Origin of the sequence: Stenotrophomonas mexicanensis, assembly GCF_032911605.1 — a bacterium.
GTDB lineage: Bacteria > Pseudomonadota > Gammaproteobacteria > Xanthomonadales > Xanthomonadaceae > Stenotrophomonas > Stenotrophomonas maltophilia_A.
Genome location: NZ_JAWJTG010000059.1, coordinates 1 through 24,773 on the forward strand (window position 1 = coordinate 1; position 24,773 = coordinate 24,773).

A 24,773-nucleotide genomic window follows, 5' to 3' on the forward strand; every position below is an offset into this window, starting at 1 on the left:
TTTTTTTTTCAAGCAGAAGACGGCATACGAGATATCCTTGTCGGTCTCGTGGGCTCGGAGATGTGTATTTGAGACAGCTTCAGGTGACCGGCCGCGGCGGATGGATCAGAAGCGGTAATCGAAGCCCAGCGTGAAGTAGCGGCCACGCAGGTCGTACTGGCTGAAGTCGTACGGCGCGCGGATGCCCGGGAACGAGGCGTCGTACGGCGGCGTCTTGTCGGCCAGGTTCTGCACCTTGGCGTACACGGTCAGCTTGTCGATGCCGGTGTAGGCCAGGTACAGGTCGTACTGGCTGTAGCTGTCGACACGCTGCTGCACGGCCTTGGCGGCGGTGCTGGCTTCCTGGCGGTAGCTGCTGGTGTAGTACCAGGTCACGGCTGCGTTGAAGTCGCCGTACTTCCAGTCCAGCGTGGTGGTGGCCTTGTCCTTGGGCAGGGTTGCGCCCAGGTTGCTGCCGGCGTAGTCCACCAGTGGGCCGCCGACCACGGTCGGGCGACGGTAGTCGCGCACGTGGGTGTAGGCCGAGGACACGGTGAAGTCACCGAACGCAGCGGTCGGGATGCGCTGGCGCAGCTCGACATCGATGCCCGAGGTCTTCAACTCGCTCAGGTTCTGGTAGCGGTTGTAGACCGCCTGCAGCTTGCCACGCTCATCGCGCTGCACGGCACCGGCGACATTGTCGTTGACCAGGGTCTGGGTGTTGTTGGTGCCGACCAGGTTGTCCAGCTGGATACGGTAGTAGTCCACGCTCAGGTTGGTGTTGGCCCACGGCGACAGCACCACGCCGAAGTTCACGCTCTTGGTGCGCTCGGGCTTCAGTTCGTTGTTGCCGACGGTGAAGAAGGTCGGGTTCTGGCGCGAGCCCGGCACGTCCGGATCACGCGGATCGACCACGCTGCCGTAGGCGATGCTGGTGCTGTTGGAGTTCTCCGACAGCGACGGCGCACGGAAGCCCTTCGAGGCGGAGGCACGCACCAGCAGGAAGTCGAGCGGCTGCCAGCGCAGGCCGATCTTCGGCGAGAACGCATCGCCGAAATCATCGTAGTGATCGGCGCGCGCGGCAGCGGACAGCTCCAGCGTCGATGCCAGCGGCACGTTCACTTCGGCGTAGGCCGCACTGACCTGGCGCTTGCCGTGCACTTCGGCGATGGCCGGGCGCACCTGCAGGCCTGCGTCGATCTGCCACGGGTTGTTGGAATCGAGCTTCTCGCGGCGCCACTCGGCACCGGCGGCGAAGCCGATCTCGCCGGCCCAGGTATGGCCCAGGCTGCCGGAAATCTTCGCATCGATGCCCTGCAGCTTGGACTCGGCCGGACGCAGCGTGGCGATGTTGATCGAGTCGCGCACCGACTGCGGGGTGGCGGCCGGGTTCAGCAGGTTGTAGCTGCCCGTTGCCAGCGCATCGGCCAGCGCCCAGCGGTTGGCGAAACCGCCAGAGACACTCTCACGCTCGCTGCTGCGCGCGCCGAACGCGGCCACTTCCCAGTCCCACTTCGCGGTGGTGCCACGCAGGCCGAATACGCCGCGGTAGGCGGTGGAGCGGTTGGTCTTGAGCGTGCCGCCCAGGTCGAAGAAGGTGTATTCGATCGGAATTGCACGGCCGTACGGGTTGTACGGATTGTTGGCCGGCAGCAGCGACGACACCGGCTCGGCCAGGCCACTGTCCGCGTTCAAGGCGAAGCGGCCACTTTCCAGAGTGAAGAACGGGCTGCTGCCAAACCACGCGGTGCTCTTGATCTGGCTGTACAGCACTTCGCCGAAGGCTTCGACATTGTCGTTCAGGCGGAAGGTGCCGTTGGCATAGGCCTGGTAGCGCTTGGTCGAGGGAATCAGCGTGGTGAACGGCGCCTGATTGAAACCGCAGGTATCACCGGCCAGGCCGTCGATCGGCGCGCTGGCAACACGGGTGGTACCGGTCGGGCAGTTGCCGTTGGCATCGAGCATCGGCACCGACACGCCGTTGACCAGGTAGCGCGCGCCCTTGGCCGACCAGCCGTTCCAGCGGCCGCCGGGCTTGTCGGTGTAGATGCCGCTCTTTGTCAGGTTGCGTTCGTCCTGATCCAGGCGTTCGCGGTTGTAGCCCTGCAGGCTGAAGAGGATGTTGTAGCCATCGGTGTCCAGATCACCCAGGCCGCCGACGAACTTCAGGTTCTGCTCGTGCAGGCCGCCCTGGTCGGCGCCGCCGAAGCTGCCGCCGATCTCGGCGCCTTCGAAGTTCTGCCGGGTGATGATGTTGACCACACCGGCCACGGCGTCGGAGCCGTAGACCGCCGAGGCGCCATCCTTGAGCACTTCAATGCGCTCGACCGCGACCAGCGGCAGCGCGTTGAGATCGACGAAGGTGTCGGACAGGCCACCGGCCGGGAAGCCGTAGTTGGCCAGGCGGCGGCCATTGAGGAGCACCAGCGTGTTCTTCTGCGACAGGCCACGCAGGCCAATACCGGCCGAGCCGGAGGCCCAACCGTTGTTGGTGGTTTCGTTGCTGGCGTTGCCGGTATTGGCCGAGATCGAGCGCAGCACATCGGCCACGGTGGCCTTGCCGGTCTGTTCCAGCTGCTGGCGGCCGATCACCTGCACTGGGTTGGAGGCCTCGGTATCGGTGCGCTTGATGTTGGAACCGGTGACGCGCACGGCGGCCAGGGTGCTGGCTTCGCCACTGGCGTCGGCGGAGGTTTCGGCGGCGGCGGACAAAGGCGCGGCCAGAGCGACGGCCAGGGCCGCCACGAGCAGGGTGTGCTTGGGCATGACGATGTGGGGGAGGTGGAAAGGGCGACGTAGTTCCGCAGTAGTCCATGCCTGGCCGGGTCCCGGCCAATAACATCTCTTCATACGGATATAAGAGAAACTATCATCTCTTCATGCGGATGGAAACAGTTACTTCACAAAAGTCCAACAACCGCTCAGGATGGCCGGCCACCTGCGGCGTACAATCGCGCCATGGAAATCTTCAAAGTCTTCATGCTCGAGGCGGCGCACCGCCTCCCCAACGTGCCGCCGGGGCACAAGTGCGCGCGCCTGCACGGCCACTCGTTCCGGGTGGAACTGAAGGTCGAGGGCGAGCCGGGTGCGCAGACCGGCTGGATCATGGACTTCGGCGACGTGAAGGCGGCCTTCCAGCCGATCTACGACCGCCTGGACCATCACTACCTCAATGACATCCCCGGCCTGGAGAACCCGACCAGCGAGAACCTGGCGGTGTGGATCTGGAACGAGCTCAAGCCGAGCCTGCCGGCGCTGAGCGAGATCACCGTGCACGAAACCTGCACCTCGGGTTGCCGTTACCGCGGCCCGACGGCCTGATCAACCCATTGATCTGAAAGGTGTTTCAAAGGCGCCGTGGGCGCCTTTGTTATTTTTGTTGCATTGCCGCATCAACGGCGTATGCTGCACTGCATCAAGCCACTCCCTGATGCCCCCATGGCCACCGCCTTCAGCGATCGCTTCAGTGATGCCACCCGCCAGCTCGCCGCCGCGGCAACGCGTGCGAACCGGTTGGCGTTGGAGAACGCGGAAAGCATGTTCGGGGTGCAGCTGAAGGCGATGGAGCGCAACCTGACCGCGACCGGCGGCTGGCTCGGCGAGCTGGCCCGCAGTGACGACGCGGCCGGGGTGCTCAACAAGGGCGCACAGCTGTGGCAGGACAACCTGCAGCGGCTGGGCCAGGCCCAGCAGGACGTGGTCGGTCTCAGCCTGCAGGCCAGCAAGGCCTGGTCCGAACTGGTGCAGGGCTACAACGAATCAACGGCGGACGCGAACAACCACTGACGCGACGCAACGCTCATTGCGTGGGTCCCTCCCCCCACGCAATCCGGACCCGGCAGACCCCTCCCTCTGCCGGGTCTTTTTTTGCCTGGCGTTTGGATTGAAGAGCGCTTCTTCGCCTGGATTCCCTGCGAGCTGAGGGGCCCCGCCGGGGCAGGCAGGGGGCTGGGCAAATGTCCCCCGGCGCCGGCCGTTGGCCGTCACCTCCTCCTTTACTTTGCCCAGACCCCTGCCCACCCCGACGAGGCTCGGCGTGCGGTGAGGAGAGCGCAACGCGCGCGGGCGACTTTCAAGGAGGCGCCGACGAACTCCGAACGCAGGGCGGATGCCCTTGCGTGCGAAGTAAAGGGGGAGGTGACGGCCACAGGCCGGCGCCGGAGGACATTCGCACGCAAGGGCATCCGCCCTGCGCCGCACAGATTGAACCCGCCACACGCGATGCAGAACGGCTCAGCGCCCGCGACCACCGTGCCAATGCTGGTGCCACGCCTGGAACATCAGCACGTTCCACAGGTGCGTGTGCCACTTGCGCTCGCCACGCAGGAACGCCTCCCAGATAGCGCGCACGCGCGCAACATCGAAACACCCCTGGTTGCGCAACAGCTGCGGGTCCAGCAGCGCCTCCGCCCAATCGCGCAGCGGGCCCGCCAACCAACGTGCCATCGGCGGGCCGAAGCCGCGCTTGGGGCGGTACACCAGCGGTTCCGGCAGGTAACGCGCCAGCAGGTGCTTGAGGATCCGCTTGTGCTCGCCGTCGTGGTATTTCAAATGCTGCGGCAGGCGCCAGGCCAGGCGCACCACCTCCATGTCCAGCAGCGGCGCGCGGGTTTCCACGCCCGCCGCCATGCCGGCACGATCGACCTTGGCGAGGATGCCCTCGGCCAGATCCATGCGGAAATCCAACAGCTGGATGCGCGCCTCGGCCGGCAGCGCGGTGTCCTGCTGCTGGAAGATCGTCATCGGCTCACGTGCGCCCAGCACCACCTGCGCCGGCTGCCGCCAGCGGGTGACACGTTGCAGGTAATGCCCTTCCACATCGTTGGCGGCAACCTCGGCCACCAGCGCACGCCAACCGCCCAGGCGGCCACGCTCGACGTTCATGCGGTTGCCACTGCGCCGCGCCAAGTCACGCACCCAGTCCGGCAAGCCACCGCACAGGCGTGCATTGCGCAGTGCGCGGCCATAGCTGGGATGACCGAAGAACAGTTCATCGCCACCGTCGCCGGTCAGCGCCACCGGCTTGCGCGCGCCCAGCAGTTCACTGGCCAGCAGGGTCGGCAGCTGCGAGGCATCGGCGAAGGGCTCGCACCAGACCTGCGGCAGGCGCTGCAGGAGGTCCAGGCCCTGGCGCGCATCCATGCGGTGCAGATGGTGCTGCACACCCAGGTGGCGAGCGACCTGCGAGGCCCAATCGCTTTCGTCATGGCCGGGATCGTCGAAGCCGACCGTCCAGGCCTCGATCGGCAGCGTCGACTGCGCCTGCATCATCGCGGTCACCAGCGACGAGTCGGTGCCGCCGGACAGGAACGCACCGCAGGCCAGCGGCGAATGCATGCGTGCCGCGATCGCCTTCTGCAAAACCACTTCCAGCTGGTCGGTGGCCTGTTCCAGGCTGGGCGCCGGCTGCAGGGGTTCCTGCAGCGCACTCTGCATCGCATCGCGTGCACACCAGTAGCGCGCGCCCCCTTCCGCCGCCTGGCTGGAACCGCCGGCAGCGTGGTCATCCAGATCGACGCGCAGCACCGCGCCGGCCACCAGCTTGTGGATGCCCCGGTAGATGGTGTGCGGCGCCGGCACATAGTCGTGGCGCAGCAGCAGGCTCAGCGCATCCTGGTCGATGCTCGGCGCGAAGCCGGCGAAGGCCTGCAGCGCCTTCATTTCCGAGGCGAACAGGAACTGGCCCTGGAACCAGCCGTAATACAGCGGCCGCTCGCCAACCGGATCACGCGCCAGCCACAACTCACGCGATTCGCGGTCCCACACACTGAAACCGAACGCGCCCTCGATGCGCGACAGCGCCCGCTCTACGCCCCATTCAACGATCGCCTGCAGCAGCAGCCGGGCGTCACTGCAGCTGCGTGGCAGCTCGCGCAGCTGCGCCTGTAGGTCGGCCCGGTTGTACAGGCGGCCGTCCAGGCACAGCACGTAACGGCCGCAGTCCGAGCTCAAGGGCTGCAGCGGGGTATCGGTCGGCGCCCGGCAATGGCCCAGCGCGAGGCCGGCCTCGGCGTCGGTCCAGTAACCGATGCGGCCCCGGCCACGCTGCTGCAGGGCGCGCAGCATCGGCGCCAGCTGCTGCAGCAGGTGTTCGTCCTCGGCGGGCGGCAGCCAGGCCCCGACCACGCCACTCATCGGGCACCTCCGCAGCGGCAGCGGCGGGACGGGTTCAGCAGGCAGGGGGCGGCGAGCGACATGGGAACGGCACGCGGAGCGGAGGAGACTCCATGCTCGGCGCCACACCTGCCCCGCGTCAGTCGCTTTGCTGTCAGCGATGGTCACCAGACGTATCACGAAGGTAACGTTTTGTAACGGCAACAAGCTATGCTGGACGCCAAGTTGTTGCCAGGCCTGAGGCCCGGCCCGAGCGCCAGCAACCCCGGCTGAATGGCGCCCGCCCCCGGGACCCGGGCGGCCCGCAGGCTGGGATAGCATCGCCGCGCTCGTGCCGTGGCGGTACGTTTGCGCCCACGGAGGCCTTGAAAATGCTGGATATCGTACTGGTTGAAGACGATGCCCGCCTGGGTACGATGGTCAGCGACTATCTGCAGCGGCATGGCTATCAGGTGGCCCATGAGCGCAGTGGTGAGCGCGCGGTGGCCCGGATCCTGGCCGAGAAGCCGGCCCTGGTCCTGCTCGATGTCGGCCTGCCCGACCAGGATGGTTTCGAAGTGTGTCGGCAGATCCGGCCCCACTATGACGGCATCATCTGTGTGCTGACCGCCCGCACCGACAACATCGACCAGGTGCTGGGACTGGAGCTGGGGGCCGACGATTACATCGGTAAACCCATCGAACCGCGGGTGCTGCTCGCCCGCCTGCGTGCCCACCTGCGCCGCCATCGCCGGGTCGAACCGCGCGACGGCAGCCTGCGCTTCGGCGAGCTGAACATCGACCCGTCCACCCGCAACGTGCACCTGCAGGGCGGCCTGCTGGAGCTGACCACGGCCGAGTTCGACCTGCTGTTCCTGCTGGCCAGCAACGCCGGCCAGATCCTGGACCGCGATGCGCTGCTGCGCGGCCTGCGTGGCATCGCCTTTGACGGCCTGGACCGTTCGATCGATGCGCGCATCTCGCGCCTGCGCCGCAAGCTGGGCGACAACCCTGAACAACCGGAGCGGATCAAGACCGTCCGTGGACGCGGCTACCTGTTCAGCCGCTCGGCATGGGGATGAAGCGCACGCACTCGGCGATGCGCGGCCACGCCTTCCACTTCCTGCGCTACGGCATCGGCTTCCTGGTCGCCCACCTGCTGCTGATCGTGCTGGGCCTGTGGGCCTGGGATGCGCTGCTGGAAGACCGCACCGAAGCCAGCCTGCTGGCCGAGATGCGTGGCACCCATGCGCTGCTGCAGCAACGCTTCGCGGAAACACCACGTGACCAGTGGCCGGCGCTGGCACGAGGGCTCGACGCCGACTTCGCCTATGCCCTGCGGATGGTGCCGCTGGCCGAGGCGGAGAAGGCGCTGTCGGCCAGCCAGCGACCGCCGTTCAACAACGGCCGTGTGCAGATCGACCTGGAACACATGCGCAGCCTGCAGCGGATCGGCGACAGCGGCTATGCCGTGATGCTGGGGCCACTGGATGAAGCGTTGCCTGAGGAAGGCTGGCAGGACAGCGAAGTGTCCGGCGTGGCGATCCTGCTGCTGATCCTGATGGTGGCCGTGGCGCTGCCGATGTATGTAATGGTCTACCGCCTGTGGCGCGATGTGTCGCAGCTGGCGCAGGCGGCGCGGCAGATGCGCGACGGCCAGCTGGATACGCGTGCGCCGCGTGCCGGCACCGCGCTGGTGCGGCCGCTGGCCAATGCCTTCAACCACATGGCCGAGCAGCTGCAGCAGCTGCTGGAGAGCCAGCGCGTGCTGGCGCAGGCGGTCGCGCATGAAGTGCGCACGCCGTTGGCGCGGATGCGCTTCGGCCTGGCCGACCTGGAGGACACCGCACTCGACGAGATCCAGCGCGATGCGCTGGGTGGCCTGCGCACCGACGTCGATCGCCTGCAGCACCTCACCGATGCCGGCGTCGAGTACGCCGCGCTGGGCCGCTGCCATCAGCTGACCCGCCAGCGCCTGCAGCTGGCCGCGCTGGTCCGTGGCGTGGTGGCCCAGTTCGCACCGCTGCCGCTGCCGGTACAGCAGGCGCTGTCGCCAGCAGGCCTGGTCAACGTCAACCGGCATATGCTGGAACTGGCGCTGCGCAACCTGCTCGGCAATGCCCTGCGTTACGCACGGCGGCAGATCCGTATCGCCAGCACGGTCAACGATGGCTGGCTGTGCCTGCAGGTGGAGGACGACGGCCCCGGCATCGCGCCCGAACTGCGCGGCCAGGTGCTGCAACCCTATGTGCGGCTGGACCCGGGCAGCCCCGGTTTCGGCCTCGGCCTGGCGCTGGTGCAGGTGGTGGCCGACAAGCATGGCGGCCACGTTGAAGTGACCGATTCGGAGCTGGGCGGTGCCTGCATCCGCCTGCACCTGCCGCTGGAAAGCGGCGGTGCCGTGGAGAGCGAGGCGGCCTGCTAGGCCGCCGGCTCCGCGCGCGGCAACGCGAACACGAACAGCGCGCCACGCTCACTGTCACGCAGTTCGATACGGCGGCCATGCAGCTGCACGATCCGCTGCACGATCAGCAGGCCAAGCCCACCGTTCTCGCCACGCCGTGCGCCCAGCGCGGCCGGCGCCTGGAACAACTGAGCACGCAGCGCCGCTGCCACGCCGGGACCATCATCGGCCACGCTCACTTCGATGCTGTCCGCGGTCGCACGCAGGCACACTTCGATCCGGCCACCTTCCGGTGCGTGCCGCAATGCATTGTCGAGCAGGTTGGTCAGCACGCGCTCGACCAGGCCCAGGTCGGCGCGTACCAGCGGCAGGCCGGGCGGGAACTCAGAGTGCAGGCGCTGGTTGCGCGCCTGCGCGGCCAGCTCGAACTTCTGCAGTACGTCCTGCAGCAGTTCCGGCAGCGCGAACACTTCCCACTCCAGACGCACTTCGCCATGCTCCAGCCGCGCCAGCTCGAACAGCGCGCGCGCCAGCCGACCAACCTTGGCGCTCTGCGCCAGCGCGATACCGAGGTAACGGCGGCGCTCGTCCGGGGACAGCGTGGCGTCCTTCAGCGCCAGCGTTTCCAGGTAGCCGTGCAGCGACGACAACGGCGTGCGCAGATCATGCGAGATGTTGGCCACCAGTTCGCGCCGCTGCAGGTCCTGCTGGCGCAACTGCTGCCATTGCTCCCCCAGGCGCTGCGCCATCTGCGCATGCGCGTGTTCCAGGATCACCAGTTCATCGCGCTCACCGGGCCGCAGTGGCTCCGGCGGCGGCAGTGGGGTCGGCGCGTCGATGTCGAACGCCTGGATGCGTCGGGTCAGGCGCCGCAGCGGACGCGTCACCCAGTAGAACGCCACCAGCCCGGCAAACAGGCCGAGGCCCCCCACCAGCACGACTGACCACCATGTGGTGTTCCATTGGCTGCCGGCGGCGAGATCGTCGGCGAGCATCTGCCGGTGTTCGCCCACCAGCACCACGTACACATAACCGGCCTGGCGGCCCTGCACGATCAACGGTGCAGCACTGAACACCTTGCGGCCATCGGCGCTGCGCGGGTCATCGCCGAGGATCGGCAGTGGCGCACCAGCCAGCAGGCGGCGCAGCGGTGCCACGTCCACCTTGTTTCGCACCAGATGGCCACTGGGCGCATCGTGACCGAGGATGCGGCCCTGGTCGTCCAGCAGGTAGACCTCGACGCTGGGATTGACCGCCATCAACTGACCGAACAGCGCGCGCACCGCCGCATCGCGCATGCCGCTGGTGTCCATCAGTTCGCTGCGTTGGGCGATGTGTTCGGCCAGGCCCAGCGACAGCCGCTGCACCACTTCCTGCTCATGGCGGGTGTTGGCGCGCATCTGCAGTGCCAGCAACGCCATGCAGCACATCAGCATCAGCGCGGCGATCACCGCCGCCAGCTTCTGCCATAGATTGGGCTTGATCATGCCGCCGCCCCGGCCGGGTCGACCAGCTTGTAGCCGCGGCCCCACACCGTCAGCAGCCGCCGCGGGTTGGCCGGGTCCGGCTCGATCTTGCTGCGCAGGCGGTTGATATGGGTGTTGACCGTGTGCTCGTAACCATCGTGCTGGTAGCCCCAGACCTGGTTGAGCAGTTCCATGCGCGCGAACACCTGGTCCGGATGACGGGCGAAGAACAGCAGCAGATCAAATTCGCGCGGCGTCAGCTCCAGCGCATTGCCATCCACCGACGCGGTGCGCGCGACCGGATCCAGCTGCAGCCCGCCCAGCTCGATCGCGCCGGCATCGATGCGCGCGCTCTGCGCCATCGCCTCGGCGCGGCGCAGCAGCGCGCGTACCCGTGCCACCAGTTCCGGCATCGAGAAGGGTTTCGCCAGGTAGTCGTCCGCGCCCAGCTCCAGGCCAACGATGCGCTGGGTTTCGCTGCCACGTGCACTGATGATGATGATCGGCACGTAGCGCGCCATCGCGCGTGCGCGCTGGCACACCTGCAGCCCGTCCACGCCGGGCAGCATCACGTCCAGCACCAGCGCATCCCATGGGCCGTCCTGCTCGAGCAGGCGCAGGCCGGCGTCGCCACTGGCGGCATGGGCGACGTCGTAGCCCTCATCGCCCAGATGCATGCGCAGCAGGTCGGCGATGTGGGCATCGTCTTCAACGATCAGCACGCGTTTGGTGGACATTGGCAGCTCGGGCCAGTGGGGAAGCTGGCTGCATTGTGGCGCGGGACGGCCGCCGATACCTCACGAAAAATTGAATCCTGCGTGAGGATTCGTTGACCCGGGCGGGCGCAGCATGGCCCCGTCGCCCCTTCCCGGAGTCCGCCATGTCCCTCTCCCGCCGCCATCTGCTGGGCCTGGGCGGTGTTGCCACCGCCGCCGGCCTGCTCGGCCTGGGGGCCTGCAGCCGCGCCGCCCCGGCCGCCGCCGAAGCGCGTCCGTCGCGACAGTTCGAGGTCATGCACAGCGATGCGCAGTGGCGCCAGCAACTGACCCCGGCGCAGTACGCGGTGCTGCGCCAGCAGGCCACCGAGCGCCCGTACAGCAGCCCGCTCAACAAGGAACATCGCCAGGGCACCTTCGCCTGCGCCGGCTGTGCACTGCCGCTGTTCTCCTCGTCCACCAAGTTCGAGAGCGGCACCGGCTGGCCCAGCTTCTGGGCACCGCTGCACAACGCCATCGGCGAAGACCGCGACGTCACCTTCGGGATGCTGCGGGTGGAGGTGCATTGCCGCCGCTGCGGCGGCCATCTCGGCCATGTGTTCAACGATGGGCCACGCCCGACCGGGCTGCGCTACTGCATGAACGGTGCGGCGATGGTGTTCGTTCCCGGTGCCCCTGCTGGCACTGCCGACGGCTGGCGGGTGCCGGTCGGTTCTTCCCCTGCTTCCGGAGCCTGACGATGCTGCTGTTGCTGCTTGCCTATCTGGGGGGCGCGCTGACCCTGCTCAGCCCCTGCATCCTGCCGGTGCTGCCGTTCGTGTTCGCGCGTGCCGATCGCCCGTTCCTGCGCAGCACGCTGCCGTTGCTGCTGGGCATGGCGCTCACCTTCACCGTGGTCGCCAGCCTGGCTGCGGTGGGCAGCCAATGGGTGGCGCAGGCCAACCAGGTTGGACGCTGGATCGCCCTGCTGCTGATGGCGTTGTTCGCGGTCGCGCTGCTCTGGCCGCGGCTGGCCGACCATCTGCTGGCGCCGTTCCAGCGTGTGGGTGCACGCCTGAGCGCGCGTGCCGATGCCGCTGATGCTGCTGGGCATGGCGGCGCATGGACCTCGCTGTTGATCGGCATCGCCACCGGCCTGCTGTGGGCACCGTGCGCCGGGCCGATCCTCGGCCTGGTGCTGACCGGTGCTGCCCTGCATGGCGCCAGCGTCGGTACCAGCACCCTGCTGCTTGCCTATGCATCGGGTGCGATCACCGCGCTGGCGCTGGCGGTGTGGGTCGGCGGCCGCGTGTTCCGTGCGCTGCAGGCGCGGCTCGGCCTCGGCGATGTCCTGCGCAAGGTGCTGGGTGTAGCCGCGCTGCTGGCCGTCGTGGCGATCGGCCTCGGCTGGGATACCGGCCTGCTGACCCGCCTGTCCACGGTCAGCACCGCGCGCATCGAGCAAAGCCTGCTGGACGCAGTGCCCGGCGCGCAGCCGGCGGCACCGCCGATGATGATGATGGCCGGCGCCAATGCAGGTGCCGATGCACCGCTGCCGGTGGAAGGCGCCCTGCCCGCGCTGGATGGTGCCACCGGCTGGCTCAACAGCCCGCCGCTGAGTGCACAGCAGCTGCGCGGCAAGGTGGTGCTGGTCGATTTCTGGACGTACTCCTGCATCAACTGCCTGCGCGCGATGCCGTTCGTGCACGAATGGGAACGTCGCTACCGTGACCATGGGCTGGTGGTGCTCGGCGTGCACACGCCGGAGTTCGCCTTCGAACGCAACCCGAGCAATGTGATGAAGGCGGTGCAGCAGCTGAAGGTCGAGTACCCGGTGGTGCTCGACAACCAGTACACGATCTGGCGCGCCTTCAACAACCGCTACTGGCCGGCACAGTACTTCGTCGACGCGCAGGGCAACATCCGCGGCCATCAGTTCGGCGAGGGCAACTATGCGCGCTCGGAACAGATGATCCGTCGCCTGCTGACCGAAGCCGGGCAGACCAACCTGCCACCACCGGCCGATCCCGCTGCCGCCGACCTGAAGGGCGTGGCCGTGCAGGCCGACATGGGCAACCTGCGTTCGCCGGAAACCTACCTGGGCCACGCCCGCGCCGAGCAGTTCGCCTCGCCCGGCGGGCAGCGCAGCGACACCGCGTTCGACTACACGCTGCCCACCACTCTGGCGTTGAACCAATGGGGACTGTCCGGGCGCTGGACCGTCACCGACGAGGCCGCACAGCTGCAGCAGGCCGGTGGCCGCATCGCCTTCCAGTTCCACGCACGTGACCTGCACCTGGTGCTGGCACCGAACGAGGACGGCAAGCCAGTGCGCTTCCGCGTCTGGCTGGATGGCAAGCCGCTGCCCGCCGCCGATGCCGGCAGCGATGTCGGCGCCGATGGCAGCGGCGTGGTCAACGAACACCGCCTGTACCAGCTGGTGCGCCAGCGCGGCGCGGTCGGCCCGCATCGCTTCGAGATCGAATTTCTCGATGCGGGCGTGCAGGCCTATGCCTTCACCTTTGGTTGAAACGGGAGGACATGATGAAACTCTCCTTTGAACAGGGCGTCGCCGCCGGTGTCGCCGGCCTGGTGGCCACCGCTTTGATCGCCGGCGTGCTGCTGGTCGATCACGGCGCGGTCGCGGCACCGCTGGAAGCCAGCGCGCAGGCCAAGGCACTACCGGCGCCCAGCGGCGACGCCGCGTTCCGCGATGACGCCACCCATGCCAGCGTGGTGTTCGCCGGCGGTTGCTTCTGGGGCGTGCAGGGCGTGTTCCAGCACGTCAAAGGCGTGAGCAATGCGGTGTCCGGCTACATCGGTGGTAGCGCGGCCAATGCGCGCTATGAGCGCGTCAGCGGTGGCCAGACCGGTCATGCCGAGGCGGTGAAGATCGACTACGACCCGCGCCAGGTCAGCTATGGCCAGCTGATGCAGGTGTTCTTCTCGGTGGTGCACGATCCGACCCAGCTCAATCGACAGGGACCGGACCACGGCAGCCAGTACCGCTCGGCGATCTTCAGTGATGACGCACGCCAGCAGGCGGCCAGCCGCGCCTACATCGCCCAGCTCGGCCAGGCCGGCAGCTACCGCGCACCGATCGTCACCCAGCTGGTCAGCGGCCAGCACTTCTACCCGGCCGAGAGCTACCACCAGAACTACATGACCAACTACCCGCAGGCGGCCTACATCCGCTACTACGACGCACCGAAGCTGGCGGCTCTGGGCAAGCAGTTCCCGGCGCTGTACCGGCGCGACGCGGCACTGGTGCCGATGCGGTAACGACCCGGGTAGTGCCGGCCGCTGGCCGGCTCCTGCGGATCTGGGGATCGCCGGCCAGCGGCCGGTACCACCTCCAAAAAAAGACGCACGGCCATCCAGCCGTGCGCTTGGGAAGTATCGGCCGTGCCCCGATCAGGCCCGTCCGACAACGACATGCTAGGCTCGCCATCATCATGGGTACAGCACCAGATGGCGGGAAGTTCGATGGATACAGATAACCAGAGCGCGATGATCCCACCCCGCTACCAACGGCTGTCCGATGAACTGGCCGAAGCCATCCACGGCGGACGTCTCCCGGTCGGCAGCCGCCTGCCTTCACTGCGGCAGATGGCCCTGCAGCGAAGGCTCAGCCTGAACACGGTGATCGCGGCCTATCGCCAGCTGGAGGACGCCGGCCTGGTCATTCCGCGGCCCAAGGCCGGCTTCGAGGTGGCGCCGCGATTGTCGGTGCCAGAGCGTTCGCTGCGTGATACCCCGTCCGCACCCACCGCACCACTGCAGCAGGTGCTGATGGCGCGCGTGCTGGAAGCACAGCGCCGCCCCGGTGTGATCGACCTCGCCTTCGCCGGTCCGCGCGGGCGCCAGTTCTATCCGGGCGCGCAGCTGGCCCGGCATACCGCGCAGGTGCTGCGGCACGGCCAGCAGACAGTGGAAACCTACGCGCGCCCGAACGGCTCCCCCAGGCTGCTGGCGCAGATCGTGCGTCGCGGTCCACGCATGGGCCTGCACACCCATAGCGAGCGGCTGCTGCTGACCCACGGCGCGATGGAGGCCCTGCAGCTGGCGTTGCGCGCGGTCACCCAGCCCGGCGACGCGGTCGGCATCGAGGCGCCGTCCTACTTCAACCTCTACCCCTTGCTGGCCAACCTCGGCCTGCAGGCCATCGAGCTGCCCACCCACCCGCAGCACGGGCTGGATGTCGACGCATTGGATGCGCTGCTGGAGCACACGCCGCTGGCCGCACTGGTGGTGATGCCCACCGTGCACAATCCGCTGGGCTGCACCATGCCGACACCCGCCAAGCAACGCCTGGCCGAACTGGTCAACGCACGGCAACTGCCGCTGATCGAGGATGCGGTGTACGCCGAGCTGCAGTTCTGCGAGCCGCCGGCGCCCTTGCTGAAGGCCTTCGATCGCGATGGCTGGGTGATGGTGGTCGGTGGGTTCTCCAAGACACTGGCGCCGGATTACCGTATCGGCTGGCTGGATGGCGGCCGCTTCGCCGAGCGCATCGCGCTGCTCAAGTTCCAGTCCACCGGTGGCGAACCGCAGCTGCTGGGCGATGCGGTGGCGGCGTATCTGGAAGCAGGCAGCTACGAACACCACCTGCACCGCATGCGCCGGCTGTACCGCGAACAGGTGGGACGGCTGCGCCAGCTGGTGGCCGAACACTTCCCGGCCGGCACCCGTGCCACCGAGCCGCAAGGCGGCTTCCTGCTGTGGCTCGAACTGCCGGGCGTGGATACGCGTGAGCTGTTCGAACGTGCGCTGGTAGAGGACATCGTGTTCATGCCCGGCCAGGTGTATTCGCGTGGTGCGCGTTATCGCCACTGCCTGCGGCTGTCGTGCTGCCAGACGCTGGATGCGCGCTTCATCGGTGCGGTTGAGCGGCTCGGTGCGATCGCGAAGGAGCTGGCGGCTGCGGCACGGTAACGCCGGTCGCTGGCCGGCAACCTCGGGATCGCCGGGTGGATGCAGTTGCCGGCCAGCGGCCGGCACTACCCAGGGTCACTCGAGCAGGTACGCGCTCAGTGCTTCGCCATCCGCTCCCGGCAGATACGGCAGCCGCCCCCAGCACGGCATCGGCAGGCGCTGCTGCAACGTCGCGATGTTCTCATCCTGGCGCTGCATCACCGGGTCGATGTGGTTGCCGATCCAGCCCAGGCACTCCACGCCGCTGGCCTGCAGCGACTGCGCGGTCAGCCGCGCATGGTTGACACAGCCCAGCCGCATGCCCACCACAAGTACTACCGGCAGATGCAATGCACGCACCAGGTCAAGCTGGTCCAGCGTGGTCGAGACCGGCGCCAGCCAACCGCCAACACCCTCCACCACCACGACATCGGCCTGCGCACGCAGACGTTCGAACGCGGCCACGATCGGTGCCAGTTCCACCTGCACGCCATCCTCGGCAGCGGCCAGCTCCGGCGCCAGCGGTTGCCGCAGCGCGTACGGATTCAGGTCGGCATAGTCCGGCACCGGCCAACTGGCCGCCTGCAGCGCCAGCGCGTCCTCGTTGCGCAGGCCCTGCCCCAGATCTTCACTGCCACTGGCCACCGGCTTCATGCCGACTGCGCGCAGGTCGCGCCGGCGCAGTGCATGCAGCAGCGCGGTGCTGGCCGCGGTCTTACCGATCTCGGTATCGGTGCCGGTGACGAACAGGGCAGGCGGCAGCGTGGCGGGCAACGGCATCGATAAGCTCCGGCGGGGCAACAGAGCGTGCATTATCGCCGGCCCGGCGTGCTTGCTAGACTGCGGGCATGTTCGCCAATGCCTCGCTCACCGGCAGCAAGCCGGAACAATACGCCCAGCTGCTGGAACAGGCCCGCGGCCTGGTCTACGCCGAGTCCGACCGCATCGCCAACGCGGCCAACCTCTCCGCACTGGTCTATCACGCTCTGCCCGACCTGAACTGGGTGGGCTTCTACCTGTACGACGGCAAGGAACTGGTGGTCGGCCCGTTCCAGGGCCTGCCGGCCTGCGTGCGCATCCCGCTGGACAAGGGCGTGTGCGGTGCCGCCGCCAGCCAGCGCGTGACCCAGCGCGTGGAGGACGTCGATGCCTTCCCCGGCCATATCGCCTGCGATTCGGCCTCGCGCTCGGAGCTGGTGGTGCCGTTGCTGCGCGGCGATGAACTGATCGGCGTGTTCGACATCGACAGCCCGAAAGTCGGCCGCTTCGATGCCGACGACCAAGCCGGCCTGGAAGCCATCGCCCGCGTGTTCGTCGAGGCGCTGGGATGAGCGCACCGAAGCTGCGCAACATCGGCCCGAAGAGTGCGGCGTGGCTGCGTCAGGTTGGCCTGCGCAGCCGCGAGGATCTGGTTGCGATCGGCGCGGTCGGTGCCTTCGTCAAGGTCAAGCGCGCCGGCTTCAAGCCCAGCCTGAACCTGCTCTATTCACTGGAAGGCGCGTTGCTGGACTGCCATTGGCAGGAACTGAGCGAGCCGCAGCGTGAGGCGCTGGTGCAGGATTACGAAGCGCGCATCGCTGCGCATCCGCTGAAGGCGGCCGGCCCCGCTTCGGGCCCGGTGCATGAGCAGCGCTTCGATGCTGACGACGACGCTGAGGACAGCGTGGCCGAGCGCGCGGACGAGGATTGAGGCCTCCGCGTTCCTGGGGATGCCGGCCAGCGGCCGGCACTACCACTGTGATGCGGGATCGGTAACGTCGGGTCATGCCCGGCGAGTGCGGTCAGGGCTGCTGCAGCTCCAGCAGTTCGCCCACCAGCCCGACCTCGCCGCGCTCCAGCCACACCCGCAGGCGTGTGCCGTGGTCAATACGCAGGGCCCAGCACAGCGACATCGGCAGGCCACAGACCTGCGACAACACCATGCGCAACGGGCCGCCGTGGCTGACCACCAGCGTCGGCACCGGATCGTCATCATCAAGCAGGCGATCCAGCGCGCGCGCGATGCGACGTTCGAAGTGGCCCCAGCTTTCGCCGTTCGGCGGCGGGAATGCATGCGGGTCGGCATGGAAGGCGGCCAGCGCGTCCTCCGGCAGATCGAACAGCGACTGCCCGTCCCACTCGCCGAAATCCAGCTCTTCCCATTCCTCGTCCGCTTCCACGTCCAGCCCGCGCGGCGTGGCCAGGGCCATTGCCGTGTGCAGCGAACGCAGCCGCGGCGAACTGATCACCCGCTCCCACGGCTGCGCAGCGTAAGCGTCGACCAGTTCCTGCGGCAGGCGGGCCAGCTGCGGTGGATCACTGCGGCCATCGAGGAACTCATCGCGACCGTTTCCGGCATGGCGGACCAGGTCGAGGATCATGCGTGCGTCCTGTACAGGCAACGCGGGAAAAGTGGAAAACGGGCGGACATCGGCAACGGCACCACGGGATCGAGGGACCATTCTAAGGGCACAGCAAAGGCAGTCGAGCAGGCTCGACGCTACGGGCCGCCTGCGATGCCGTAGACTGCGCGCACTTCCAGGTGACCTGCGGCCACGGCCGGCAGGTTGAAACGGGAAGCCGGTGACGCGTGATTCCACGCCAGGCCGGCGCTGCCCCCGCAACGGTAAGCACGTCAGTTCCAGGCAACAACGCCACTGTGCCGCAGGCATGGGAAGGCGCCTGGACGGTGGCCTCGCGCCACCCGGCGGCAAGCCCGGAGACCGGCCAGGAAGCCTCAGGTCGCGATGCGGTGGGCATGGCGCTGGATGACCGCAGCCTGCGCTGCGGCGTCGGCGCATGCCTGCCTTCGCGGCTCCTCCCCTTCGCCACGCGGGCGTGCGTGGCACCTGGAGTCCCCCATGAAGCTGCAGTTCCGAATGCTGTCCCTGGCCGTGCTGGCCGCCCTGCCCGCGCTGGCCCAGGCCGCCGATGACACCACCGCGCTCGACCAGATCCTGGTTACCGCCACCCGCACCCCGATCGCCCTGCAGGACAGCATCGCGCCGGCCCAGGTGATCGACCGCGCGCAGATCGAATCCAGCCAAGCCACGTCGCTGCAGGAACTGCTGCGCGGCCGCGCCGGCATCAACCTGACCAACTCCGGCGGCCTCGGCAAGCAGAGCTCGCTGTTCCTGCGCGGCACCAACTCGGGCCACACCGTGGTGCTGGTGGATGGCGTGCGTATCAACAGTGCCGACCTCGGCCTGGCCATGTACCAGGACCTGCCACTGGCGCAGATCGAACGCGTGGAAATCGTACGCGGCCCGCAGTCCAGCCTGTACGGTGCCGACGCCATTGGTGGCGTGATCCAGATCTTCACCCGCCGCAACCAGGGCGATTTCGCTCCGCACTTCCAGCTCGGCGGTGGCAGCAACGGCCTGCGCGAAGCCAGCGGCGGCATCGGCGGTGGCACCGAACGCGGCTGGTTCGGCGCCGACATCGCCTACCAGCATTCCGACGGCATCGATGCCTGCCGCGGCTCCGCCTCGGTGTTCACCGCGGGCTGCTTTGCCGATGAGCACGACCGCGACGGCTACCGCAACCTGTCCAAGAGCCTGCGCGGCGGCTACAGCTTCAACGACCAGTGGACCGTGGAAGGCAGCGCACTGCGCGCCGACGGCAAGAACCACTACGACGGTTACTACAACTATTCGGAAACCCGCCAGCAGGTGCACGCTGGCAAAGTGCGCTACACCCCGTCTGAACGCCTGGCATTCACTGCCAACGTCGGCCGCAGTGACAACGAGTCGGACAACTTCGGCGCACCGGGGGTGTTCGGCAGCGCCCAGACCCATCGTGACAGCGCCTCGCTGCAGGGCGACTTCGGCGTGGCCGAGGGCCAGCTGCTGAGTGCAGGTGTGGATTGGAGCGAAGACAACCTGGACGGCAGCAGCGCGGGCTACCTCGTCGACAGCCGCCGCAACACCGGTGTGTTCGTGCAGTACCAAGGCCGCTTCGGCCGCCACCAGCTGCAGGCCAGCGCACGCAACGACGACAACCAGCAGTTCGGCAATCACGCCACCGGCCGTCTCGGCTGGGCGATGCAGCTGGACCACGGCCTGCGCGTCAACGCCAGCTACGGCACCGCGTTCAAGGCGCCGACCTTCAGCGACCTGTACGACCCGTGGAGCGGCGTGCCGACGTTGAACCCGGAGAAGTCCAAGAGCGCCAATCTCGGTGTTTCGCAGCAGGGCCAGGGCTGGCATTGGGGCCTGGATGTGTACGAGACCCGCATCGATGACCTGATCACCTACGATGCGTCCACGATGAAGATGCAGCAGGTGGAGAAGGCGCGCATCCGTGGTGCCGAGCTGACCGGTGGCGTGCTGTTGGCCGGCTTCGACATCAACGCGCAGCTGAGCTACACCGACCCGCGCAACCGCACCCACGGCAGCACCCAGTTCGACAACTGGCTGCCGCGCCGTGCGCAGCAGACCGCGCGCCTGGACGTCGACCGCCGCTTCGGTGACGTCCGCGCCGGCCTGACCGTGCAGGGTGCGGGCAAGCGCTATGACAACGCCAGCAACTCGGTGAAGGTTGGCGGCTACGGCACGCTGGACCTGCGCGCCGAGTACGCGCTGACGCCGTCGTGGTCGCTGCTGGCGCGCGCCGCCAACGTATTCGACCGCAAGTATGAAACCGTGGCGTGGTTCAACCAGCCGGGCCGCGAGTACCAGCTGAGCGTGCGTTACCAGCCGAAGTGACCGCGACGGTCATGGTAGTGCCGGCTGCTGGCCGGCAACATCATGACCTTCGGCAGCGCATCCCGGGTTGCCGGCCAGCGGCCGGCACTACCCAATGCGTCGGCCCGGGATTGCCGGCCAGCGGCCGGCACTACCCATTGCGTCAGCCCGGGTTACCGGCCGGCGACCAGGGATGTCCGTTGCATCAGCCCTGCAACCCCGGCAACTCACGCAGGTCGTCGATCACCGCCACCGCACGCGCGGTTGCCAGGTCCAGGCCACGCGGATAGCCGTAACGCACCAGTGCGATCGGCATGCCTGCATCTTCGGCGGCGCGGTAATCGGTCAACGAATCACCGACCATCAGGCAGGCATCGACCGGCAGCCCGAAGTGCGCAGCGATATGCCGCAGCGGTTCACCACTGGGCTTGCGCTGCGGCAGGGAGTCGCCACCCAGCACCAGCGCGAACGCATCACCGATGCCCAGATGCTGCAGCAGCGGTGGCACCAGCGCTTCGGGCTTGTTGGTGCAGATCGCCAGCGGCACCGCGCGTTCCCGCAGCTGTGCCAGCGCTTCGGCCACGCCGTCGAACAGGCGCGGGCTGCGCAGCAGGCACTCACGGTAGTGCACCATGAACACCGGCATCACTTCGGCCAGGTCGACCTCGCGACCGGCGGCATGCACGGCCTGCTCGACCAGGCGGCGCACACCGTCGCCGATCCAACCCAGCACCGTGGTTTCCGGCACGCGTGCCTCACCAATGTCCTCCAGCGTGCGGTTCAGTGCTTCGGCGATATCAGCTGCGCTGTCGACCAGCGTGCCATCAAGGTCGAACACGACCAGCGGATAGGGATACGACAAGGGACGGCACCTGCATGACGTGGGGCCGTCCATTGTACGTCGCTGGTTTTTGCGCCGATCCGCCTCAGCCGATCCGGCGCGCGCGGGTCGCCAGGAAGGTGGGCAGATAGCGATCGATCAGGAATCGCGGCTGCGGCTGCCAGTCTTCCATGAAGCGATCGATGATGAAGCCGGCATCGAGCTGACCACCGATCAGTTCGGTCAGGCTGTGGCCGAAGGTCAGCGCGTCACCCCGTGCCAGCTTCGCCTCGCGCTCGGCCGGCGCCAGGTCTTCCAGGTCCGAATAGGGAATGGCGTACTGTGGCCGGATCAGACCTTGTGCATCCAGCTGCGGATCGCGCGCGCCAACGAACAGCACCGGGTTGTAGAAGCTGGCCATCAGCATGCCATCGCGTGCCAGCACGCGGCGGCACTCGGTCCACACCGGGCGCACATCAGGCACGTACAGGTTCGAGATCGGGTGGAACACCACATCGAAACTGTCGTTGGCAAACACGTGCAGATCGCGCATGTCGCCCTGCACGGTGCGCAGCTGCAGGCCATCGCGCGCGGCGACCCTGCGGTCCTGTTCCAGCTGCCCGTCGGAGAGATCGAACACGGTGACGTCTGCGCCGGCCGCCGCCAGCACCGGTGCCTGCTGGCCACCGCCAGAGGCCAGGCACAGGATGCGGCGGCCGCGTACATCGCCCATCCAGTCCAGTGGCAATGCGCGGGGCGTCAAGTGCACCTGCCAGCGGCCTTCGCGCGCGGCGGCAATCGTTGAACTTTCCACCGGGCGCGACCATTCGCGCACTTCGCTGGCCTGGCGGTCCCAGGCAGCACGGTTGTGGTCGATCAAGGCCTGTCCATGGTTCATGAGTTCTCCTTGCCCGGTGGGCGCCAATCCAGATCCTGGAAGGCCGGGCTGGCGAAACACTCGCCCAGGAAATCCAGGAATCGCCGCATGATAGCGGGCTGCTGGCGCCGTGACGCGTACACGGCATGAATGCCGAGTTCGTCCAGGCTGAATTCGGGCAGCAGTTCGATCAGCTCACCGCTGCGCAGCAACGGCGCCACCTGGTAGGTCGGCAGCATGGCGATGCCGGCACCGGCGCGCACCGCCTCCAGCAGCAGCGAGGCCTCGTTGGCACTGATGTTGCCACCCACCGCCACCGACAGCGAACGCCCATCGCGGTGCAGCTGCCACAGGCTCTTGCCGACGTAGTGATGGGTCAGGCAGTTGTGCGCGGCCAGGTGCTCGGGTGCGGTAGGCGTACCGCGTGCCTGCAGGTAGGACGGCGTCGCGCACAACACCGAGCGGCAGGTGGCCAGCCGCCGTGCGATCAGGCTGGGATCGATCTGGCGCGCAATACGCACGGCGAGGTCCACCCGCTCCTCCACCAGGTTCACGGTGCGGTCGACCAGCAGCAGCTCGATGCGTGCCGCTGGGTGGCGCGCCACGAAGCCGGCCACCGCCCGCGCCAGGTGGCTCTGCCCGAACGAGACGCTGGCGGTCACCCGCAGCGTACCGTGCGGCTCGGGATCATCACTGGCCAGCTCGCCCTGCAGTTCTTCGCCGATCGCCAGCATCTGCCGGAAGCGCGCCAGCGCCGCCTCACCGGGGCCGGTCAGGCTGACCCGGCGCGTGGTCCGGTGCAGCAGGCGAGCGCCCAGCCAGCTCTCGACCTCGGCCAGGTAGCGGCTGACCATCGCCCGCGACATGTCCAGCACCTCGGCGGCGGCGGTGAGGCTGCCGCGCTCGGCCACCTCGACGAACACGGTCATGGCGGTCAATCGGTCCATATGCTCGATCCATGCAACAAACAAGCGCGTTATACGCTGTTTTTCGAGCAACTGCAGCAGCCTAGAGTGGCCCCATTCCCACCCCACACCGCCCCACGGAGTCATGCCATGAAAATCGCCCTCGTTGGTTCCACCGGCAACATCGGCCGCCAGATCGCCCGCCACGCGCTGGCCCGCGGCCACGAACTCACTGTCATCGTGCGCAGCGCGCAGGACCTCCCGGCCGAGCTGGCCGGTGCCCATCCGGTGATCGCCTCGCTGGATGACCAGGACGCGCTGGTTGCCGCCATCACCGGCCACGACGTGCTGGCCAGTGCCTACGGCCCGCGCCCGGGCGATGACATCGGCCGCGTCGGCGAGATCGCCGCGCAGCTGGCCGCCGCCGCACGCAAGGCCGGTGTACCGCGCCTGGTGGTGGTCGGTGGCGCCGGCAGCCTGGAAGTCGCACCCGGCGTGCAGCTGGTCGATACCCCCACCTTCCCGGAGGCCTACAAGCCGTACGCACTGGCCCACCGTGAGGCGTTCAACCGCCTGCAGGCAGTGGATGACCTGGACTGGACCTTCTTCTCGCCGGCCGCCGAAATCGGCCCGGGTGAAGAGCGCGGCCAGTACCGCGTACAGCCCAAGGCGTTCCTGGCCGACGCCAGCGGCCACAGCCGCATCAGCTACGCCGACTACGGCGCGGCGTTCGTCGCCGAGCTGGAAGCGCACCAGTACCCGAAGCAGATCATCACTGCGGCGTACTGATGCCAGGCCGCCGGGCATGGCCCGGCGCTACCCACCTGTGAGCCAGGCCCACGCTCGGCTCGCCGTCCGCCACAAGGAATGCCCCATGCGTACCGCTGCCCTGCTGCTTCCCCTCGCCCTGGCCGCCAGCTTCACCAGTGCGCCACTGCTCGCCGCGCCGGCCGCCGCAGCGCCGGCCACGGCCACGAAATCCCAGCTGCACCTGCAGACCTTCCATCCCGGCCCGCAGGCGATGTTCTCGGTGTCCTCGGTGCTGATTGAAGGCCGCCACGACGCGATCCTGGTCAATGCGCAGTTTGGTGCCAGCGACGCGCGCAAGCTGGTCGAGCTGATCCGCGCCAGCGGCAAGCAGCTGACCACCATCTACATCAGCCACGGCGATCCGGACTACTACTTCGGCCTGGCCACGCTGCAGGACGCGTTCCCGCAGGCGCGCATCGTCGCCACTGCGCAGACCGTTGCCCACATCCAGCAGACCGAGGCTGGCAAGCTGGCCTATTGGGGGCCGAAGATGGGTGCCGACGTGCCGGCGCGCATCGTGGTGCCGCAGGTGCTGGACGGCGATGCCCTGCAGCTGGAAGGCCAGCGCCTGCCACTGATCGGCCTGGATGGGCCGACGCCGGACCGCACGGTGCTGTGGGTGCCGTCGCTGCGCGCGATCGTCGGTGGCATTCCGGTGGTGGCGGGCGAACACGTGTGGATGGCCGATACGCAGACGCCGAAGTCACATGCCGACTGGCTGCAGACCCTGCAGCGGCTGCAGGCACTGAAGCCGAAGGTGGTGGTGCCGGGGCACTACGCGCCGGGCGCGGCACTGGATGCCAGTGCGCTGCGCTTCACCGCGGACTACATCCGTGCGTTCGATGTTGAGGCGGCAAAGGCGGAAGACAGTGCGGCGCTGGTGAAGGCGATGCAGGCGCGCTACCCGAAGCTGGCGGGCGTGGCGTCGCTGGAGTTGAGTGCGAAGGTGGCCAAGGGCGAGATGCAGTGGCCATGAGATAGGGAGTTTTCTTTTGCAGGGCTGCGCCCTGCACCTGCTCAATGCAACGGCAACAGCCGAAGCAACAGCTGGCTATCCGTGGGATGGCGAGGTGGGTCCGGTTGCGGGGGACGCCGTGAATCCGTCCATGGAGGCTCGGTCGCGCCATCCATGGCGCTCACGCCCCC

22 protein-coding genes and 1 riboswitch are annotated in these 24,773 nt (G+C 68.0%); of the genes, 13 read left to right on the forward strand and 9 right to left on the reverse strand.

Going from position 1 to position 24,773, the window contains the following annotated elements; all coding sequences use genetic code 11:
- Window positions 1–105: 105 nt before the first annotated feature.
- A complete protein-coding gene (locus tag R1L06_RS18860) occupies window positions 106–2,745 on the reverse strand; it encodes a TonB-dependent receptor plug domain-containing protein (protein WP_317218465.1) in 2,640 nt (879 codons plus the stop codon).
- 192 nt (window positions 2,746–2,937) lie between these two features.
- Here R1L06_RS18860 and queD point away from each other — a divergent pair, with 192 nt between their 5' ends.
- Both queD and R1L06_RS18870 read left to right on the forward strand, forming a co-directional pair.
- A complete protein-coding gene (gene queD / locus R1L06_RS18865) occupies window positions 2,938–3,300 on the forward strand; it encodes a 6-carboxytetrahydropterin synthase QueD (RefSeq protein WP_005407953.1) in 363 nt (120 codons plus the stop codon).
- 117 nt (window positions 3,301–3,417) lie between these two features.
- On the forward strand, window positions 3,418–3,765 hold the full coding sequence (locus R1L06_RS18870) for a phasin family protein (RefSeq protein ID WP_253143393.1): 348 nt from the start codon (window positions 3,418–3,420) through the stop codon (window positions 3,763–3,765).
- Between the two features lie 447 nt (window positions 3,766–4,212).
- Here R1L06_RS18870 and asnB read toward each other — a convergent pair whose 3' ends face one another.
- Window positions 4,213–6,114 carry an asparagine synthase (glutamine-hydrolyzing) gene (gene asnB, locus R1L06_RS18875; RefSeq protein WP_317218466.1) on the reverse strand — a complete coding sequence of 634 codons (1,902 nt, stop codon included), beginning with the start codon at window positions 6,112–6,114 and terminating at the stop codon, window positions 4,213–4,215.
- A 350-nt stretch (window positions 6,115–6,464) separates the two neighbouring features.
- Here asnB and R1L06_RS18880 point away from each other — a divergent pair, with 350 nt between their 5' ends.
- Window positions 6,465–7,154 carry a winged helix-turn-helix domain-containing protein gene (locus R1L06_RS18880; RefSeq protein ID WP_010484092.1) on the forward strand — a complete coding sequence of 230 codons (690 nt, stop codon included), beginning with the start codon at window positions 6,465–6,467 and terminating at the stop codon, window positions 7,152–7,154.
- Complete coding sequence (locus tag R1L06_RS18885) at window positions 7,151–8,497, forward strand: ATP-binding protein (RefSeq protein WP_197585377.1); 1,347 nt, start codon at window positions 7,151–7,153, stop codon at window positions 8,495–8,497. Before R1L06_RS18880 ends, R1L06_RS18885 begins: the two co-directional genes overlap by 4 nt.
- Here the strand turns inward: R1L06_RS18885 and R1L06_RS18890 are convergent.
- On the reverse strand, window positions 8,494–9,963 hold the full coding sequence (locus tag R1L06_RS18890) for a sensor histidine kinase (protein ID WP_317218467.1): 1,470 nt from the start codon (window positions 9,961–9,963) through the stop codon (window positions 8,494–8,496). The two genes, R1L06_RS18885 and R1L06_RS18890, sit on opposite strands and share 4 nt — an antisense overlap.
- A complete protein-coding gene (locus tag R1L06_RS18895) occupies window positions 9,960–10,679 on the reverse strand; it encodes a response regulator transcription factor (protein WP_014035866.1) in 720 nt (239 codons plus the stop codon). Before R1L06_RS18895 ends, R1L06_RS18890 begins: the two co-directional genes overlap by 4 nt.
- Before the next feature lie 143 nt (window positions 10,680–10,822).
- On the opposite strand from R1L06_RS18895, the gene msrB reads away from it, so the two are divergent.
- The 4 genes from msrB (at window position 10,823) to R1L06_RS18915 (ending at window position 15,572) form a co-directional block, all read left to right on the forward strand.
- Window positions 10,823–11,395: a peptide-methionine (R)-S-oxide reductase MsrB gene (gene msrB, locus R1L06_RS18900; RefSeq protein ID WP_317218468.1), complete on the forward strand. Its 573-nt coding sequence runs from the start codon at window positions 10,823–10,825 to the stop codon at window positions 11,393–11,395.
- 2 nt (window positions 11,396–11,397) lie between these two features.
- Complete coding sequence (locus R1L06_RS18905) at window positions 11,398–13,167, forward strand: cytochrome c biogenesis protein DipZ (RefSeq protein ID WP_317218469.1); 1,770 nt, start codon at window positions 11,398–11,400, stop codon at window positions 13,165–13,167.
- Between the two features lie 14 nt (window positions 13,168–13,181).
- Window positions 13,182–13,919 carry a peptide-methionine (S)-S-oxide reductase MsrA gene (msrA, locus tag R1L06_RS18910; protein WP_317218470.1) on the forward strand — a complete coding sequence of 246 codons (738 nt, stop codon included), beginning with the start codon at window positions 13,182–13,184 and terminating at the stop codon, window positions 13,917–13,919.
- 204 nt (window positions 13,920–14,123) lie between these two features.
- Window positions 14,124–15,572, forward strand: coding sequence for an aminotransferase-like domain-containing protein (locus R1L06_RS18915; RefSeq protein ID WP_317218471.1), 1,449 nt, complete (start codon window positions 14,124–14,126; stop codon window positions 15,570–15,572).
- 75 nt (window positions 15,573–15,647) lie between these two features.
- On the opposite strand, the gene bioD is transcribed toward R1L06_RS18915, so the two are convergent.
- Window positions 15,648–16,331, reverse strand: coding sequence for a dethiobiotin synthase (gene bioD / locus R1L06_RS18920; RefSeq protein WP_317218472.1), 684 nt, complete (start codon window positions 16,329–16,331; stop codon window positions 15,648–15,650).
- Window positions 16,332–16,399: 68 nt separating this feature from the next.
- Here bioD and R1L06_RS18925 point away from each other — a divergent pair, with 68 nt between their 5' ends.
- Both R1L06_RS18925 and R1L06_RS18930 read left to right on the forward strand, forming a co-directional pair.
- On the forward strand, window positions 16,400–16,882 hold the full coding sequence (locus tag R1L06_RS18925) for a free L-methionine (R)-S-oxide reductase MsrC (protein ID WP_005407940.1): 483 nt from the start codon (window positions 16,400–16,402) through the stop codon (window positions 16,880–16,882).
- Complete coding sequence (locus R1L06_RS18930; RefSeq protein ID WP_032128727.1) at window positions 16,879–17,241, forward strand: TfoX/Sxy family protein; 363 nt, start codon at window positions 16,879–16,881, stop codon at window positions 17,239–17,241. The genes R1L06_RS18925 and R1L06_RS18930 overlap by 4 nt, the downstream gene beginning before the upstream one ends.
- Window positions 17,242–17,332: 91 nt before the next feature.
- Here R1L06_RS18930 and R1L06_RS18935 read toward each other — a convergent pair whose 3' ends face one another.
- Window positions 17,333–17,911 carry a histidine phosphatase family protein gene (locus R1L06_RS18935; protein WP_110710947.1) on the reverse strand — a complete coding sequence of 193 codons (579 nt, stop codon included), beginning with the start codon at window positions 17,909–17,911 and terminating at the stop codon, window positions 17,333–17,335.
- Window positions 17,912–18,053: 142 nt separating this feature from the next.
- Window positions 18,054–18,276, forward strand: a riboswitch (cobalamin riboswitch).
- Between the two features lie 115 nt (window positions 18,277–18,391).
- Here R1L06_RS18935 and btuB point away from each other — a divergent pair.
- A complete protein-coding gene (gene btuB / locus R1L06_RS18940; protein ID WP_317218473.1) occupies window positions 18,392–20,236 on the forward strand; it encodes a TonB-dependent vitamin B12 receptor in 1,845 nt (614 codons plus the stop codon).
- Between the two features lie 184 nt (window positions 20,237–20,420).
- Here the strand turns inward: btuB and gph are convergent, their stop codons facing one another.
- The 3 genes from gph to R1L06_RS18955 all read right to left on the reverse strand — a co-directional run bounded on the left by gph (window position 20,421) and on the right by R1L06_RS18955 (window position 22,859).
- A complete protein-coding gene (gene gph / locus R1L06_RS18945) occupies window positions 20,421–21,077 on the reverse strand; it encodes a phosphoglycolate phosphatase (protein ID WP_317218474.1) in 657 nt (218 codons plus the stop codon).
- A 64-nt stretch (window positions 21,078–21,141) separates the two neighbouring features.
- Complete coding sequence (locus R1L06_RS18950; RefSeq protein ID WP_032128731.1) at window positions 21,142–21,933, reverse strand: class I SAM-dependent methyltransferase; 792 nt, start codon at window positions 21,931–21,933, stop codon at window positions 21,142–21,144.
- Window positions 21,930–22,859 (reverse strand): LysR family transcriptional regulator, encoded by a 930-nt coding sequence (locus R1L06_RS18955; protein WP_197616132.1) that lies wholly within the window; start codon window positions 22,857–22,859, stop codon window positions 21,930–21,932. Before R1L06_RS18955 ends, R1L06_RS18950 begins: the two co-directional genes overlap by 4 nt.
- 108 nt (window positions 22,860–22,967) lie before the next feature.
- Between R1L06_RS18955 and R1L06_RS18960 the strand changes: the two genes are divergently transcribed.
- On the forward strand, window positions 22,968–23,606 hold the full coding sequence (locus R1L06_RS18960) for an NAD(P)-dependent oxidoreductase (protein WP_121504798.1): 639 nt from the start codon (window positions 22,968–22,970) through the stop codon (window positions 23,604–23,606).
- Window positions 23,607–23,691: 85 nt separating this feature from the next.
- The gene (locus R1L06_RS18965; RefSeq protein ID WP_317218475.1) at window positions 23,692–24,603 is read left to right on the forward strand and encodes an MBL fold metallo-hydrolase; all 912 of its coding nucleotides are present in this window, start codon (window positions 23,692–23,694) and stop codon (window positions 24,601–24,603) included.
- The last annotated feature ends 170 nt before the right edge of the window (window positions 24,604–24,773 follow it).

Bases quoted from the DNA above. Each gene is read 5' to 3' on its own strand.
- R1L06_RS18870 (WP_253143393.1), top strand. From the start codon at position 3,418: ATGGCCACCGCCTTCAGCGATCGCTTCAGTGATGCCACCCGCCAGCTC.
- R1L06_RS18960 (WP_121504798.1), top strand. From the start codon at position 22,968: ATGAAAATCGCCCTCGTTGGTTCCACCGGCAACATCGGCCGCCAGATC.
- R1L06_RS18885 (WP_197585377.1), top strand. From the start codon at position 7,151: ATGAAGCGCACGCACTCGGCGATGCGCGGCCACGCCTTCCACTTCCTG.
- msrA (WP_317218470.1), top strand. From the start codon at position 13,182: ATGAAACTCTCCTTTGAACAGGGCGTCGCCGCCGGTGTCGCCGGCCTG.
- R1L06_RS18895 (WP_014035866.1), bottom strand. From the start codon at position 10,679: ATGTCCACCAAACGCGTGCTGATCGTTGAAGACGATGCCCACATCGCC.
- asnB (WP_317218466.1), bottom strand. From the start codon at position 6,114: ATGAGTGGCGTGGTCGGGGCCTGGCTGCCGCCCGCCGAGGACGAACAC.
- msrB (WP_317218468.1), top strand. From the start codon at position 10,823: ATGTCCCTCTCCCGCCGCCATCTGCTGGGCCTGGGCGGTGTTGCCACC.
- R1L06_RS18915 (WP_317218471.1), top strand. From the start codon at position 14,124: ATGGATACAGATAACCAGAGCGCGATGATCCCACCCCGCTACCAACGG.
- R1L06_RS18905 (WP_317218469.1), top strand. From the start codon at position 11,398: ATGCTGCTGTTGCTGCTTGCCTATCTGGGGGGCGCGCTGACCCTGCTC.
- R1L06_RS18950 (WP_032128731.1), bottom strand. From the start codon at position 21,933: ATGAACCATGGACAGGCCTTGATCGACCACAACCGTGCTGCCTGGGAC.
- R1L06_RS18965 (WP_317218475.1), top strand. From the start codon at position 23,692: ATGCGTACCGCTGCCCTGCTGCTTCCCCTCGCCCTGGCCGCCAGCTTC.
- btuB (WP_317218473.1), top strand. From the start codon at position 18,392: ATGAAGCTGCAGTTCCGAATGCTGTCCCTGGCCGTGCTGGCCGCCCTG.
- R1L06_RS18930 (WP_032128727.1), top strand. From the start codon at position 16,879: ATGAGCGCACCGAAGCTGCGCAACATCGGCCCGAAGAGTGCGGCGTGG.
- R1L06_RS18880 (WP_010484092.1), top strand. From the start codon at position 6,465: ATGCTGGATATCGTACTGGTTGAAGACGATGCCCGCCTGGGTACGATG.
- R1L06_RS18955 (WP_197616132.1), bottom strand. From the start codon at position 22,859: ATGGACCGATTGACCGCCATGACCGTGTTCGTCGAGGTGGCCGAGCGC.
- bioD (WP_317218472.1), bottom strand. From the start codon at position 16,331: ATGCCGTTGCCCGCCACGCTGCCGCCTGCCCTGTTCGTCACCGGCACC.
- R1L06_RS18860 (WP_317218465.1), bottom strand. From the start codon at position 2,745: ATGCCCAAGCACACCCTGCTCGTGGCGGCCCTGGCCGTCGCTCTGGCC.
- queD (WP_005407953.1), top strand. From the start codon at position 2,938: ATGGAAATCTTCAAAGTCTTCATGCTCGAGGCGGCGCACCGCCTCCCC.
- R1L06_RS18890 (WP_317218467.1), bottom strand. From the start codon at position 9,963: ATGATCAAGCCCAATCTATGGCAGAAGCTGGCGGCGGTGATCGCCGCG.
- R1L06_RS18935 (WP_110710947.1), bottom strand. From the start codon at position 17,911: ATGATCCTCGACCTGGTCCGCCATGCCGGAAACGGTCGCGATGAGTTC.
- R1L06_RS18925 (WP_005407940.1), top strand. From the start codon at position 16,400: ATGTTCGCCAATGCCTCGCTCACCGGCAGCAAGCCGGAACAATACGCC.